Below are 17,070 nucleotides of genomic sequence, written 5' to 3'. Positions count from 1 at the left end.
ACCATGCCTATAAATTTAAATAATAAGAAAATTGTGCCGGGAAAATGGCTCTTGTTTGTTTTGGCAATATTCGTTTTCCAAATGGCTTTGGCACAAACAAAAGATACGGTATCCAATCCTATAAGATTAAATCAACTTGGTTTTTATCCTAATGCAATTAAAAAGGCGATTATTTTAAATAGGAGCGGAGTCGGGAAGTTTTCTATCGTAAATTTAAATAAGCACATCGTGTTCAGCGGTACGCTTAAGGCATCTGCAACACCTTCATTTGCAGGAAAAACAACTTACATAGCCGATTTTAGTAATTTTAAAAAGCCTGGAGCATACCGCCTCTATATTGATGGTGTTGTTTCTTATTCTTTTTGGATAAAAAATGATGTTCATGCAAAAGTAGCCAATGCTGTTATCAAGGCTTATTACTTTATGCGGGCCTCAACTCCATTGACTGAGAAATTTGCGGGCAAATGGAATAGGGCCGAAGGGCACCCGGATAATAGCGTGCTCATCCATCCTTCGGCGGCAAGCGAAAAAAGACCAGCAGGTACAAATATCTCATCGCCTCGAGGTTGGTATGATGCCGGTGATTATAATAAATACATTGTCAACAGCGGCATCTCAACAAGTACCTTGCTTTCTTTGTACGAGGATTTTCCAGCCCATATGAATTCGGTAAAGTTTAATATTCCCGAAAGTGGTAACGGACTGCCCGATGTACTGAACGAGGTTTTATGGAACTTACGATGGATGCTCACCATGCAAGACCCCAACGATGGCGGTGTTTACCATAAATTAACCAATGCCGCTTTTGATAAGTTTGAGATGCCCGATAAAGGTACCGAACCCCGCTATGTGGTGCAAAAAGGTACGGCAGCAACATTGGATTTTGCCGCGGTTATGGCCCAGGCGTCCAGGATAATGAGCCGTTTCCCTAAACAGGTGCCCGGTCTGGCCGATTCATGCCTTATAGCAGCCAAAAGTGCCTGGTTATGGGCTCAGAACAATCCCAATATAGCTTACCGGCAGGATGAAATAAATAAGAAGTATACCCCGGCTATAACTACAGGCGGCTATGGCGACAATAACTTTACGGATGAGTTTATCTGGGCGGCAGCCGAGTTATTTGTTACCACAAATGATGTTAGGTATTTGAAAAATATAAACCTGCGTCCTGACGATAAGGTGCCTGTACCTTCATGGGCGCAGGTAAAATTATTGGGGTATTATGCCCTTGTAAAAAATGCAAACGGTAAAACCATTAACGATTTCCCCGAAATAAAAAAAAGATTGCTAAATACTGCGGATGATTTAATTAATGGAGTTGATGATAATGCCTATCAAACATCGATGACATTATCTCCAAAACATTTTGGCTGGGGCAGCAATTCTGACGCGGCAAATGAAGGCGTTTTACTGTTGCAGGCTTACAAATTATCGCATGATAAAAAATACCTTAATAATGCTTTGGCGGACCTTGATTACATTTTAGGCCGGAATGCTACCGGTTATTCTTATGTAACCGGTTACGGTAGTAAAACACCGATGAATCCGCATCATCGGCCATCGGCAAGTGATGGGATAATTGATCCTGTACCCGGTTTATTGGTAGGTGGCCCCAATCCCGGTATGCAGGATGGCATAAAAGTACAGTCAAAGGTGCCGGATGAAGCCTACATTGACGACACCAGGGCTTATGCGGCCAATGAGGTCACCATTAACTGGAATGCCCCAATAGCTTACCTCGCAAATGCTATAGAAGCCCTGCAAAATGAATTAAGTGTACCAATTAAATCCGGATCAACTAAATAAATATACCTAAGACGCTGTGGTTTTAGAACACAAAAACAACCACGTCATTGCAAGGTACGAAGCAATCTCTACATAGGCAGATCGGCCTTGTAGAGCCCCTCTGTTCAGTTTAGTCATTGCTTCGTTTCTCGTGACGGTATTGTTTATTTGTTCATTTATTTTTAGACAGTCTCTAACGGCGCTAATTATTTTACACATTTTGCATTATAATTTGTGCCAAAATCTAATTCGTTAAATTCGAACCAATTCGTGAGATTCGTGTCTATTATGAAGAAGATCTTAAGCCCTTTTTTTTTGATCCTGTTTTGTCTAAGTTTTTCCTGCTCAAAAAGCAAGTCAAATATTCCTGTTGTTATAATTGAACCACCAGAAACCAAAGCAAAAGGAGCAGATATCAGCTGGGTAACCGAAATGGAAGCTAAAGGGGTAAAGTTTTACGATAAGAGCGGTAAGCAACAGGATCTTTTTGTGCTATTAAAAAGTTTAGGTTTTAACTCTATTAGACTGCGCGCCTGGGTTAACCCAACAAATGGCTATTGCAATACGGACGACTTAGTGGCGAAGGCAATTCGTGCCAAAGCTCAGGGTTTTCAAATCATGATCGATTTTCATTACAGCGATTGGTGGGCCGATCCCGGTAAGCAAACCAAACCCGCCGCCTGGACTGCCCTTGATTTTACAACACTGACTGCCACTTTGCATGATTATACCAAAAGTGTAATGAACACGCTAAAAGATAATGGCATAACCCCTGTATGGGTACAGGTTGGCAACGAAACTAACGATGGTATGCTATGGGAAGATGGCCGTGCATCTAAAAATATGGCCAATTTTGCCACGCTTATCAAAAATGGCTACGCGGCGGTAAAGGAGGTTAGCCCAACAACTCAGGTGATAGTGCATATCTCCAACGGCTATGATAATAATCTTTTTAGGTGGATGTTTGACGGGTTAAAAACCAACGGTGCCAAATGGGATATCATAGGCATGTCGCTTTATCCCTCAAAAAACAACTGGCAAACGTTAAATGCACAGTGCCTTACCAATATGAATGATATGGTTTCCCGGTATTCAACGCCGGTAATGGTAGTCGAAGTAGGGATGGAGGCCGATGCGCCAACCGAGGGCAAGGCTTTCCTTGCCGATATCATCAGCAAAGTAAAATCAGTAAATAACAATGGCGGCAAAGGTGTTTTTTATTGGGAACCAGAGTCATATAATAACTGGCAGGGCTATGGTTTAGGCGCTTTTGATAATTCGGGTAAACCAACCGCTGCGCTGGATGCGTTTGCGAATTAATTCCTTACTGCTGTTTATTCAATTAATTGGGATGCTTACGAAGGGGCGAAAGATTTACGAAGTTTTAGAAACTTCGTAAATCTGGACTCTACAATTTGTCGTAGGATGAAAATTTCCTCTATTTCAGCACATCAACCCATTGCCCTTTAATTAAACTATTGATCGAATTATTATACATAGCCTCGCAATATACAGCCGGTAAATAGTACCTGCCCGCATAGGCCGCATTTAGCATTACATAGTAGGTAACCTCACGACCCTCGGGCAAACTGAAATAAGTGTTTACTCTGTCGTCCCTGATATCGCGGTAATCTGATGGCGAAGATTTAAATGCCTCATCACTATTCAACATCCGGCTGTTCAATATTTCCCATCCCGATGGGAAGATCTGGCTGAGCGCCAAATTATCATATCGGCCACGCCTGCCTGGGTTTTTAATATTAACCTGTGCCACAAAATCGGTTCCCTGTTTTAATGAGGATGGATCTATTGGCTTACCACCAAGGGTAAAGTAGCCTACACGCATCTGTAGCACCTGTGGATCAATAAACGTTTTAACATCAAGACCAGATGATGGCTGTCCTTTTTGTATCAGCCTTACATACAGTCGGTTTGCACCCATGTTCCTGATGTTTACATTACCTCCATTTGTAGCTAAGGGGCTTTGCCAAATGTATGATTGTGAGTTGATATCAGACTTGGCAGCGTCCGACTGGAAATTAAATGTCAACTTACCTGCTGCCTTATTCTGCCCGCAATATTGGGCAATAGCTATCAGCGAATAAGCCGTTGTTTGGGTACTATACCAATCATCCTGTGAAAGTTTTGCGGCAACAGTTCTGAGCTGGCTGGCAGCCTTTGCCTGCTGGCCGAGCAGGGTAAGGGTCTCTAAGATCATAGCCTGATCCCTAAGGTCGGAACCATAGGTGCCAAACAAGGTATTATAGGGTTTTATTGTAGTTGGTAAACCCGCTATCATCCCAATACCTATCTCTGGCTGCCCGGCCAGCTTATAGGCCGCAGCTAACCGCCATTTGGCTTCGATACTGAGGTATCTAAATTCGCGTAGCCGGTTCATTGCGCCTAACTCTGGTGAACGGGCTAATGCCAACAAATACAGGCGGTAGGCCTGGTTCAGGTCATCGCCATAAAAACGCTTACTATCTGGTGCCCATGTTAAAGCTTTTTGCTTTTGATATTTTTTCCATTGCTCTATAAACCCTAAAGGCATGCTGTAACCCTTTGCCTGTGCCGCCAGCATAAAGTGACCGGCATAATTAGTTCCCCATTCATCGGCATCGCCACCATCCGGCCAGTAGCTTAAACCGCCACCGGGCACCTGGAAGCCGTTCAGCCTGGCAATTGTTGCTTTGATATTTCTTTCTGATGCTGCCTTTTGCCTTGGAGAAAGATCAAGCAACTGCCCCAAATACAATTGCGGGAACGCCGCCGATGTAGTTTGTTCCACACAACCATGCGGGTAATCAATCAGATAGTCTAACCGTTTATCTAAGTTTAGCGGTGGGATGGAGGCAACCTCTATGGTGTTTTTGTTGGTACCGTTTATGCCAATTGCCTGGTAAGCTGTGCTCCATGCCTCGCCCGGTTTAAGTTCTTTCTCTATAATGCGGGTTATCGGTGGGTTAGGGTTGCGTACATTCAGTTCTACATCATAAGCAGCTGTTTCTGAACCGCTTTTGGCGATGATCTTTACTTTGCCTACACCAACAAAATCTTTAACTACGAGGTCAAAAGTAGCCAGCTGATCGCCGGTTTTAGTAAATGTTAGCGTTTGCGTGTTATTACCGGAAAGGTTGCTAAACGCATTACTTTGTACAGATAAAGTAACCGTTTTTATATTAGGTTCCATGGCAAACACCGTAACAGGTAACTGCACTTTCTCTGATGGGCCAAGTACCCGCGGCAATGTGGCCAATATCATCAGCGGCTTTTTAACTGCCACAACTTTTTCGGCCACCCCATAGCTGCCATTGTGACCTGCTACAATCATTGCCTTTACCGAGCCTACGTATTGAGGCAGTTTAAAGGGCGTGGTTTGCTTTTCGCCCGCGCCGAGGTGAAAAGGTCCCATGAATTTAACAACAGGCTTAAATCGGTTTACAGATACATTCTTGTTGGTGCCAAGATTACCATCGCCACCGATGCTTAATATCCGTTCCAGGCCACTGCCCCAGGCTCCTATTACATAATCAAACAGATCCCAGGTTTTTACGCCCAAAGCTTCACGGGCATAGAAGGTATCATGCGGATCGGGGAGTTTGTAATTGGTAATATCCAGCAAACCTTCATCTACAATGGCAATTGTATAGGTCATTTCTTTGCCCGATGCTTCGGATACCGTTATGTCTGATTGTGTTTCAGGCCTGATCTTATCGGGCATACTGATCACTGGTTTCAGGATCGTTTCGGGATTGTTTACCGTAAGCGGTATTGCACCGTACATGCGGATAGGGAGGTCATTTATTGTCTGTGAATGCCTTTGCAACAAGGTTACGTTAACAAAAACATTAGGTGCCATTTCCGGGGCGACTGTAAAGCTATATTGAGTTTGCCCTTTTTTTGTGTCTATCCAGGTTGTTTTTAAAACCTTGCTGCCATTTTCAAAACTGATTAAAGCGCGCCCATCTGCAGCAGTAGGTATGGTTAAAGTCGCCTGTTCACCAACCTTATAGGCTATTTTATCCGAAGTAAATGATAACATTGCAGCCTCGGTTGGGTTACTTTGCTGCAATCTTTCTGACCAGTTTGGCCAATCTACATAAATGATCTTGCCGGTTGAGTGACCTGTTTGCTGGTCTTTTACTTTGATAAGATAACGTCCCCAATCAGCTTTAGGAATACGCAATGTCCATTTACCACGCCCGTTTACTAATTGAATGCTTTGGGTTTTGATGAGCTTGTTATACTTATCCTGGGTAAAATTGCTCATCTCATTCCCGGTTTGATCCCACCACCAGCGCCATTGTACTTTGTATAATTCCAACTCCACATCGCGGCTACCGCTAAAAGCATTACCATTTACATCAACATCGGCAATATCAATCTGATGATCTTTATCTGTAACCAACATGCCCGAAAGTTCGCTTCCTGATGGTGTTTTTATGCCCACATAGCCTTTGTAAACATTATATGGCATAGTAACCTGCTGAATGCTGAAATTACCACCTGGCTCAAATACCTTTACTAAAAAATTGGCCCTCAGTTGTCCCGGCGCCTGTTTTTCAACATTTACATTAGCATCGATATTGGCGTTGCCATCGGCACTTAGTTTACCATCAAAAACGGTTTGAGTTTGGGTATTGAAAGCCAGGGTGGGATCATCAAAAACATAATCTTTATAGTTTTTAAAGCTGGTTGTCTGCGGTGTTAAAAAAGCATCTACTTTGGCTTTAAGGTTTTGGGCGGCACCGCCAAACAGCCATTGCGCACTTAATTTGCCATTTGCATTATTGCCTTTGGTGAGTTCGTTTGCACCGCCAAATGTAAGGCTGATCTTGAGTCGGTTTGGCATAATGGTTTCTACCTTGATCTTTTTCTCAAACGACGCACCACCGACTTTTACTTTGGCTGTCCAGTTACCTGTGGGCGATGAAGTTTCGGTTGCGGTATGGAAACTATAAAAATTATCCAGTGATCTTGTTTGCGTAATGCGCCTGTATAGTTTTCCGTTTGGATCTGTCAGTTCAAATTCAACAGGGTGATCTGCTGGCAGGGTTTTCAGCTTGTCTTCCAGCATAAAAGTCATGAATATGCTATCGCCGGGACGCCAAACACCGCGTTCGCCATAAATAAAACCTTTCAACCCACTTTGAATCTGCTCTCCGCTCACATTAAAACGGGAGAGGGGCAGCGAGTTGCCATCATCAAGCTTCAAATAACCCCGCTGCCTGCCTTTTTTTGCAACCAGTAAATAAGGTTTTCGTTTCAGGTCAAAGCTGGCCAATCCGTCAGCGCCCGAAGTTGTTTTTAAGATCACCTGCTTTTGATAGTCGAGCAATTGTAATTCTACACCATCCATCGGTTTGGCACTCATAATATCAGTAACCGCAATTAACATGTTGTTATCATTGCCGCGTTTGGCAATCAACCCAATATTCGAAGCAATTATATTGCGGGTAGCCCAACGTGTTTTAGTGTAGTAGGATGGGGTGCACGCATTATCTCTATCCCGCCAGCTGTAGCCGTCGGGATAAAAATTGTCATATCTCGACCAAAAATCATCATCCTCATCGCTTACCTTATTGGCATTATCACTGTATTCTCCTCCTCCTTCGTAGCCCTCATCATCGCTACCTTTTTTAACAGTACCGCCTAAACTGCAGTTATAAAGTGAATAATCCTGCCTGAAACCGATGATCACCCTGTAAATAGCCCCCGGTTCAGTTCGGATCATCTGGTCGAGATCCAACATAAAACGGTTCTTTTTATTCAGGTTTAGTCCTTTATCTGTATCCAGGCGGATGGTTTTTTGAATAATAGGTTTACCCACCTGCCGCAACTCCTGGCCACCGTTAAAATCGTTATTCTGAAAGTACTGGGGTACGTTGCTCTCGTATATTTTAATGATACTTACATCAACAGCTTTTAAATTCACCGCCTCAAATGGCATCATCAATTTACCGGAATCTGGTAGAATAACACCTTTACCCGGGATAGTCACGTTGGGGAGACGATTCTCGAAAAACACATTGGCGCTGTAAGTTTTGGTAATTTTTTTGTGTGAGATGTTTTCTACCCCTTCATTTACAAATACACCATAATCGCCCTGCAAGCGTTCGGGTGCATATACCTTAACTGTACTGCCATCAATGGTATAAGCTGCGTCGTTTACATTAGTAATACCAATAAGGCCATTTAATTCCTGCCCAACCATGATAGCATCTGAAAATTGTACGAGCACATATTGGTCGTTATCCTGTACAGCCCGAATATTTAATACCTTAAAATCGCCGATAGCGGGTACATCAAAATGCTGATCGCCTTTTTTATCAACGTTTAGGGCATTACCATCCCAGTTAATGGTAACAGGCGTAACCGCACCCGACTGGCGTTTTAGCCCCGTTATCTTAAATGCGTGATTTCTTGTAGTAACATTATGAGTCCAGCTGATTTTAACCGGCCATAAATAATTCACTGTGATGATTTTTTCAACCAATGCGGGATCCTCTGTATCGGCCGTTTGAATATTGCCTTCCAGCTTCATTTCATCAATAGAAGTACTGGTAGCGGTTTGCAATCCGCTAAATGCTACATTAAAATCGGGCTTAACCACCTGGAAGCCAAACTTAAACCTGTTAAATTTAGAGGGTACATCAATAAGTTTACCCAATTTAAATTCGGCACTATAGCTTTTATCAGGATCGAGCTTTTTATCAGGACGAAATTCAATAGTGCGGGCATCAATCCAATAAGCCTTTCCTTTTACTGATGGAGAAAAATCAAAGAGGTCATTATCTGCCACTTCATTTTGCTGATGGGTTATCTGAACTGTGCTTGCAAGCCGGATTCTTACAGTGCTTTCCCTGGAGATAACACCGGTTGTATAAGATTCGATGTACCTGCTAAAGGCAGGGTCGACTATAGTTTTTTTGCGGCCATTTGCAATAAGATAGGCTATAATTAATAGTACTGCGAGCGCAGTACCAATTGTGATCAAGCTTTTACGCTTGCGGAACCTGGTGTACCCGTTATCCATGAAATAGGTTTATTTATTGCATGAATGTATAAAATTTATAGCAACAAATAATTAATTGAAAAATATATTTAATACAAATCCAGACGTAAGATAGATTGAGGACGTGCGATTCAGGAGTAAGGTACAACCTGTCATTCCCGGATGATCTTTACACGCAAAAAGAGCCGGAAAATGAAATCTCCCGGCTCGTATATTATAGTTTTATCTATTAATTTGTTGTTACAATATCATCACACCAGGTTTATTGAGCACAGGTAGTTTGATAAAATTCATTTCGACAATACTTTCGGGCAGAAAAATAAATTTCTTATCGAAAATATTGGTGCCGATATAGTAACTCAGCCAATACTCATTATTCAGTCCGAAGGTTTGCTCATCAATAGGCTCAATAAGCTTATAGCCTTTGCTATCAACAACTGGGATCATGTGCCTTAAAGTAGAGGTTTTTATTTGCTCTCCATTTTTTTCCCCGTAACCTTTTGATGTGATAAGTACATTCTCAATAGGCTCATTTTTTAAGTTGATGAGATATACGTACCAGATTTTACTCTCCACGCTTTCACGCTCCAGGGCTACTGCAATGGCAATGTCTTTAACGCTGTTATCGGGGAGGTCCTTTATCATTCTTTATTTCAGATAATTACTTTTTCTTAGCTGCTACTTTTTTCTTGGCAGGGGCTTTTTTAGCAGCGGGTTTTGCAGCCGCAGCTTTACCAAACCTTCCTTTTTTTGCATCCTTAGGCATGGCATCTGCCAGGGCTTTGCATTCTTCGTAGGTTAAGGTCAATGGATCTTTATCCTTAGGGATTTTAACGTTAAGTTTGCCAAACTCTATATACGGCCCCCAACGACCGTTTAGTATTTTTACTTCTTCATCTTCGTCAAAAGCCTTTATTAATTTTTCGGCGTCTTTTTTTCGCTTTGCATTAATCAGCTCTATAGCTTGCTCTTCTGTTACATCATGCGGATCAATTTCTTTTGGTAAAGATACAAACGCACTGTTGTGGCTAATGTACGGCCCGAAGCGACCGATAGCAACCTTCATTATTTTGCCTTCATATTCACCAACAACCTTAGGTAGTTTAAACAGTTCTAAAGCTTCTTCAATGCTGATGGTTTCTATGCTTTGCCCTGCTCTTAAACTGGCATAAAGTGGTTTTTCTTCTTTGTTCTCTTCAGTAGCACTTTCTCCAACCTGTACAAACGGGCCGTAACGGCCAATACGTACAGATATTTTTTTACCGCTCTCGGGGTGAACACCTAATTCGCGTTCGCCGGTGGCTTTATCGGCAGTTTCAATTGTGCTTTGAACGCCTTTGTGAAAAGGATCATAAAACTTGCGGATCATATCTGTCCACTCTTTTAGTCCCTGTGCAATTTCATCAAATTGCTTTTCAACACTTGCAGTAAAATTAAAGTCGACTATTTCTTTAAAATATTGTACCAGGAAATCATTTACTACAGCGCCAATATCGGTAGGGAACAATTTGCCACGCTCGGCTCCGGTGTTCTCAGATTTTTGCTCTTTAGTGATCAGATCACCTTTTAAAGTCATCACCCTGAAGTTGCGTAATTTGCCTTCGCGCTCTTCCTTTACAACATAACCGCGGTTTTGTATGGTAGAAATAGTAGGGGCGTAGGTAGACGGGCGACCGATACCAAGCTCCTCCAGTTTCTTTACCAAACTTGCCTCAGTATATCGTGCCGGTGGACGGGAGAAACGTTCAGTAGCCGACATCTCCTGTAAGGCTAAGCGCTGCCCTGTGGTTAAAGGCGGAAGCATTGCATTTTCTCCGTCTTGCTGTGACTCATCCTCATCATCCTGAGATTCGAGGTAAACCTTCAGGAATCCATCAAACTTCATTACCTCACCATTGGCCGTCAACTCATCTTTACGTGTTGATATACTGATTTTTGCAACAGTTTTCTCAAATTGCGCTTCACTCATTTGAGAAGCGATGGCACGTTTCCAGATCAGTTCATATAGGCGTTTTTCATTAGATTCGCCGGCAATGGTATGGTTATTAAAATAGGTGGGCCTTATAGCTTCGTGAGCCTCCTGGGCGCTTGCGTTCTTGGTTTTATATTTTCTTAGCTGATGGTATTTTTGGCCATAAGCTGATACTATTTCCTGTTGAGCTGCATCTAATGCGGTTTCGGATAAGTTTACCGAGTCTGTACGCATATAGGTAATATAACCAGATTCATATAACCTTTGTGCAACCTGCATGGTACGTGCTACAGAATAGCCCAGTTTCCTGCTTGCTTCCTGTTGCAGGGTTGAAGTAGTAAACGGCGCAGCCGGTGAACGTTTGGCTGGTTTGGTTTCCAGCGAGCGCACATCAAAATCAGCAGCTATACAATCCTGTAAAAATTTTTCAGCATCCTCCTGTTTAGAAAAACGCTCGGCAAGCTCTGCTTTAAAAGCTTCTTTACCTTTGCCAAATATGGCCACTATTTTAAAAGCAGCTTCTGATGTAAATTTATTTACCTCGCGCTCGCGGTCAACAATTAACCTTACAGCTACTGATTGCACGCGGCCTGCAGAAAGTGATGGCTTAACCTTTTTCCACAGAACAGGGGAGAGTTCGAAACCCACAAGCCTGTCCAAAACACGGCGCGCCTGTTGGGCATTCACCAGGTTGTAGTCAATTTTACGCGGGGTGTCAATTGCTTTTAATATTGCAGGTTTGGTGATCTCATGAAAAACAATACGCTTGGTCGATTCATCTTTTAGCCCTAAGGTTTCAAATAAATGCCATGATATAGCTTCTCCTTCGCGGTCCTCATCCGATGCAAGCCAAACCATCTCTGCTTCTTTAGCCAATTTCTTCAACTCGCTAACTACCTGTTTTTTATCAGCAGGTACCTCGTATTTTTGAGCGAAGTTATTACCTATATCTATCGCATCTTCAGACTTTACCAAATCGCGGATATGACCGTAGCTCGACTTCACTACAAAGTCTTTACCAAGGTATCCCTCGATGGTTTTGGCTTTCGCCGGAGACTCAACTATTAGTAAATTTTTGGCCATTTAAGCAGTTATTTTTTGCAAATAAAACATAAAGAAAGCGAAACGCCAATTTGTTTTTGCTAAAAATGTTGGAAAGTTAGAATGTTTTAAGGTTGAAATGTTGCTTTGGCGAGCATATACTGTAATAAAATCGGAAGGTTAAACACCGGATGCCGCAATCGATAACATTGCAGCACTCCAACCTTAAAACATTCCAACAAATAAAGGATTACATTAAAAAACCACCGCCCAATAAATCATTACCTTCATAAAAAACGGCAGACTGACCGGGAGCTATACCAGAAACGTTATGGTGAAAATCAACCTTCATATGCTCGCCCATTTGCACAATGCTGCTTTGGGTACCGGCATCTTTATACCTGATTTTGGTGATGGCTTCAATAGGCTCGGTAATACTGGCATATTTAACCAGGTTAAGGTTTTTAACCCAGGCTTGTTTGCGTTCAAGCTCATCTGCAGTACCTAAAACAACTGTGTTTGTTTGAGGATCAATGCTGGTAACAAACATAGGGTGCCCTAAAGCAATGCCCAAACCTTTGCGCTGCCCTATGGTGTAGAAGGGGTAACCCTGGTGCTTGCCTACTACGGTGCCATCAGTGAGTACAAAGTTACCACCGGCAACACGTTCTTCCAGATCTTCAACTTTGTGCCTCAGGAACGATCTGTAGTCGTTATCAGGTACAAAACATATCTCATAGCTTTCGCTTTTTCCCGCCAATTCTATTTGTCCCATATCCATAGCCATTTGCCTGATCTCGGGTTTAGAAAAACTACCCAACGGAAATTTTGTACGTGCCAGGTTTTTCTGAGATACACCCCAAAGCACATATGACTGATCTTTGTTTTCGTCTTTACCTTTTGATATTACATAACGGCCGCTGTCCTGCAGGCGAATGTTGGCGTAATGGCCTGTGGCAATAAATTCACAATCCAGCTTATCAGCACGTTTTAACAACGCCTCCCATTTTATATGGGTATTACATAATACGCATGGGTTAGGAGTACGGCCCGCCAAATATTCATCAACAAAGTTATCGATGACAAAATCACCAAACTCACTACGAATATCCAGTATATAATGTGGGAAGCCATAACCTACGGCCAGGGCACGCGCATCGTTGATACTATCCAGGCTGCAGCATCCGGTTTCTTTAGAGCTGCCACCCGATGAAGCATAGTCCCAGGTTTTCATAGTGAGGCCAATTACTTCATAGCCCTGTTCATGCAGCATTACTGCCGCTACGGAACTATCCACACCACCACTCATTGCCACCAGAATTCTGCCATGCTTACTCATAATGGGTGCAAAGATACGGTATTGTGATTTATATTGATAATGGCTTGGGTCAGGAGAGGGTAAGAATTTATTAAAGAGGTTTGTAAGCCTAAAGATTTGATGACGTGAACGGTTATTTCATCATTATCAAATTTGCAAACTCGTTATAAACGCAGTTAATTTATAGTTAATTATATCTATATATCAATGTTTTATGATAAAAACATGAAGTTTTAATTGAAGTAAATTACAATATTAGCTCATTTACTTTTTTGTTTATAAAAGTATAGCCTGTTGTACAACGGGCTATACTTTTATAAACTGGATGCGTTAAGAAATCTATACGAATTAGAATCTTTAATGCAAATGACTAACTTTTTTTATTTAGCCATTGCTTAATGCGAGAGTTGATAAGTATGCCCGCCACCATAAAGGCGACTAACAGGTATACGGTCAGAATGTGGTTTGGCATTTTTAATTGGTTTATAATATTCACTAATGTAACAGCGGTGATACAATAATTCCAAATGTTTTGGAAAATATATATCTGACGTGTTTGGAATAAAAGTCAAATCCTGGTATATTTTTTATTCATAGGGCGATAATATTTTCTTATTCAGGGAAAGTAAAATTTCAATTAAAAAAAGCTTTTTAATCAATGAATAAGAAAAACGCGTTTAATGGATTTTTTATAGCTTAAAATACTTGTTTTAACGTGGTGTTACGGTAACACTATTTCAATGTTAAAACATATTTTTTGCTAATTTTTTAATGAATAAATGTAGGACTAACTATTCTAAAACTTTTATTACTATTTATTAAAATAAACGTAAAAATGATGTTGCCTATTGTAACATTGAGATTACAATATAAATTTGCTTTACCCTAATTAATTTAATAGAATGATAAGCCAGTTAACATTAGAACAGAAATTGCAAGGAGTGATCTTGATGATTATTTGCTTTATTGCTGTAGCGAATTACTTAATTAAGTAACTAAGCTCATCAGGAAACAAATAAGGTGCTTTTTTGGAAGCACCTTTTTTTATGCAATAAACTTTCGGTTGGGGCTTTGATAGGAGGCAGAATGTACTAGATTTCTGCGGTCTTTATAATGTTTATGATTGCAAACCCCTTTTTTGTTCTAATATCAAAACATGATACATTTCGTATTCCGGCTATTGGTGTGTCTTTATTATCATCTGAAAATCCAACTTCGATTAGCTTCTTTTTATCTGATTTTGAAAAGCCCTTTATTTGTTTTGTCTCTAAGTTCTCTATCCATAGGTCCATTGCCTGGTTAGTATCTTCAGCCTCTATTTGAGAAATATAGGTACCGCCTAAATAATCCATTATAAATGTATATAGATAAGGCATATCAGTATTATTAAGAATTTCTTATCTGCCCATCGCCTTTAACAATCCATTTGTAGCTGGTAAGCTCTTCCAGGCCCATAGGGCCACGTGCATGAAGTTTTTGCGTGCTGATGCCAATTTCGGCACCCAAGCCAAACTGTGCTCCGTCTGTGAACGCGGTAGATACATTGGCGTAAACTGCAGCAGCATCAACGTCATTTAAAAAGGTTGCGATGTTTTCAGCATCCTCAGATATTATAGCCTCGCTATGTTTGGAGCTGTTTATTGCAATGTATTCTAATGCTTGCTTAAAATTATCAACCGTTTTAACCGCCATCTTCATCGATAGAAATTCGGTGCCAAAATGTTCTGGCCTGGCCTTATGAAGCAGGGTTTCCGGATAATCTTTTCTTAACGCCTCGTAAGCGCGTTCATCGGCAAAAAGTTCAACTTCTTTTTCTTTAAGGATGTGGCTTAACTGCGGTAAATCATTTAATCTGCCTGCATGAATAATTAAGCAATCTAATGCATTACATACGCTAACCCGGCGTGTTTTGGCATTGGCAATAATCTCTGCACCCTTAACCAGGTCGCCAGACTCATCAAAATAGGTGTGCACAATGCCCGCACCTGTTTCAATAACTGGTACTTTACTATTATCCCTCACAAAATTTATCAGCGACTGGCTGCCGCGTGGTATCAACACATCCACAAAACCAATAGCGTTTAATAATGCGGCGGTTGCTTCACGCTCTGCCGGCAGCAAGGTAACTACGTTAGGATCTATACGGTGTTTAGCAAGTACTTTATGAATAACGGTAACAATTGCCCTGTTTGAATGATCTGCATCACTGCCGCCCTTTAAAATACTGATGTTGCCGGTTTTAAAGCACAGCGCGAACACATCGAACGTAACATTAGGCCTTGCTTCATAAATTACGCCTACCACACCCAGCGGTACCCGAATTTTAGTAATGGACAAACCATTGGGCATGTGTGTTTCAGAAAGCTGCTTTCCTAAAGGACTATCCAGGTTGGCCACATTGATCATATCACCGGCAATAGCCTCAATACGGGCTGCTGTAAGTTTCAACCTGTCGTATTTTGGATCTTCCGGATCCATCAGGTCAAGGTCTTTTTGATTTTCGGCTAATATCAAATGAGTTTGAGCGATGGCTTCAGCAGCCACATCATGTAAAATCTGGTTGATGAGGGCAGGAGCAAGCGTAGCTTTCCTGCCTGCTATTAGCGCGTTTTCGAAATATTGGTTATAATTCATGTGTTAACCCTGTAAATAAAGATAATCATAATGCACCAAAGGCTTCTGATTTTTTTGGCCGATTTGCTCGCGTGTTTTGTCCGCGCCGTACTCTGCAATGCCAAGGCCAATCAGTTTATGGTTTTCATCAACCAGTTTAATAATATCACCTTTTTTAAAATCGGTTATTACTTCTGTAATTCCTATAGGTAACAAGCTGGTAGCTTTATTTGATAAGAGGGCCTTTTTAGCACCCTCATTTACCAGTACCACACCTGTGGCCGATTTTTCTGAATGGGCAATCCATTTCTTTTTGCCGGAGGCTGTTTTATTGGGGATAAAGCGCGTATGAATCACTTTGTTCTCCAGCACATCGGTAAGGATATTGTCCCTTTTACCGTTGGCTATGTGCACAGCTATACCCAACTGAGCCGTTTTTTGCGACATGGTTGACTTGGTAATCATTCCCCCGCGACCAAATTGCGATTTACCGGAAGAAACAAATTCGGCAAAATTAACCACAGAGCCTGCAACCTCCTCAATCACCGCGGATCCGGGCGCTTTTGGATCGCCATTATAAATACCATCCACATTGGTTAAAACAATTAGCGCCTGTGCGTTCAGCATAGAAGCAATTAGTCCGGCAAGTTCATCATTATCTGTAAACATCAGCTCGGTTACTGATACCACGTCATTTTCGTTAACAACGGGAATCACCTGGTGTTGTAACAACAGGTCGAGGCAGTTTTTCATGTTAAGATAATGCATCCTGTCCCTAAAATCTTCCTTGGTAACCAATACTTGTGAACAAAGGATTCCAAAACGCTCAAAAAGCTGAGAATAAGTATTGATGAGCTTTACCTGGCCTATAGAAGCTAAAAGCTGCCTCGCGGCAATAGCATCATATTTTTCGGATATGGTGATCAGGCTTCTGCCTGATGCAACGGCTCCCGATGAAACCAGGATCACTTCTTTACCTTGTTTTTTTATCGCGGCTATCTGACCAACCAAATGCTCTATGCGTTGCAGGTCGGGCAGGCCATTTTCCTGGGTAAAAACATTGGAGCCGATTTTTATAATGATGCGTTGGTAATTAAAAGACATTGCAGTACTACAGGTTGAACCGCCAATATTACAAAATTGAGGTGAAACAGGGCCGGATTATTTTAAAATATATCCACTAAAATGGTAGATTTAATAGAATTGATAATCAAATTCGGCGTTAAAAGACGAAAAAAAGAATAAAAGTCTTGGTACAAAAGAAATAATTTATATTTTTGTCGACTAATTCCATAGACTATGTATCATATTTACTTGATTAATGAC

At 41.5% G+C, this 17,070-nt stretch carries 9 protein-coding genes; 2 read left to right on the top strand and 7 right to left on the bottom strand.

Annotation, left to right across the window (positions count from 1 at the left end; translation table 11 throughout):
* Positions 1-3 precede the first annotated feature (3 nt).
* Positions 4-1,806, top strand: coding sequence for a glycoside hydrolase family 9 protein (locus AC1DYB_RS29565; protein WP_477440416.1), 1,803 nt, complete (start codon positions 4-6; stop codon positions 1,804-1,806).
* A 267-nt stretch (positions 1,807-2,073) separates the two neighbouring features.
* Entirely contained in the window at positions 2,074-3,105 is a 1,032-nt protein-coding gene (locus AC1DYB_RS29560; RefSeq protein ID WP_477440414.1) for a glycoside hydrolase family 53 protein, read from the top strand.
* Positions 3,106-3,223: 118 nt separating this feature from the next.
* On the opposite strand, the gene AC1DYB_RS29555 is transcribed toward AC1DYB_RS29560, so the two are convergent.
* From AC1DYB_RS29555 to proB, 7 genes are all read right to left on the bottom strand, one after another.
* Positions 3,224-8,821: an alpha-2-macroglobulin family protein gene (locus AC1DYB_RS29555; RefSeq protein ID WP_477440412.1), complete on the bottom strand. Its 5,598-nt coding sequence runs from the start codon at positions 8,819-8,821 to the stop codon at positions 3,224-3,226.
* A gap of 219 nt (positions 8,822-9,040) precedes the next feature.
* Complete coding sequence (locus AC1DYB_RS29550; RefSeq protein ID WP_295713190.1) at positions 9,041-9,445, bottom strand: hypothetical protein; 405 nt, start codon at positions 9,443-9,445, stop codon at positions 9,041-9,043.
* Between the two features lie 16 nt (positions 9,446-9,461).
* The gene (gene topA / locus AC1DYB_RS29545; RefSeq protein ID WP_477398627.1) at positions 9,462-11,855 is read right to left on the bottom strand and encodes a type I DNA topoisomerase; all 2,394 of its coding nucleotides are present in this window, start codon (positions 11,853-11,855) and stop codon (positions 9,462-9,464) included.
* A 208-nt stretch (positions 11,856-12,063) separates the two neighbouring features.
* The gene (mnmA, locus tag AC1DYB_RS29540) at positions 12,064-13,152 is read right to left on the bottom strand and encodes a tRNA 2-thiouridine(34) synthase MnmA (protein WP_477440410.1); all 1,089 of its coding nucleotides are present in this window, start codon (positions 13,150-13,152) and stop codon (positions 12,064-12,066) included.
* Positions 13,153-14,222: 1,070 nt separating this feature from the next.
* Positions 14,223-14,507, bottom strand: a complete 285-nt coding sequence (locus AC1DYB_RS29535; protein WP_477440408.1) for a hypothetical protein — start codon at positions 14,505-14,507, stop codon at positions 14,223-14,225.
* Positions 14,508-14,517: 10 nt separating this feature from the next.
* Positions 14,518-15,765, bottom strand: coding sequence for a glutamate-5-semialdehyde dehydrogenase (locus AC1DYB_RS29530; RefSeq protein WP_477440406.1), 1,248 nt, complete (start codon positions 15,763-15,765; stop codon positions 14,518-14,520).
* Positions 15,766-15,768: 3 nt separating this feature from the next.
* The gene (gene proB, locus AC1DYB_RS29525; protein WP_477440404.1) at positions 15,769-16,848 is read right to left on the bottom strand and encodes a glutamate 5-kinase; all 1,080 of its coding nucleotides are present in this window, start codon (positions 16,846-16,848) and stop codon (positions 15,769-15,771) included.
* Positions 16,849-17,070: the final 222 nt, after the last annotated feature.

The organism is Mucilaginibacter sp. P2_A4 (genome assembly GCF_056405015.1).
Note: the sequence above shows the minus strand (reverse complement) of the source record. Positions and strands in the feature narration are given on the sequence as shown.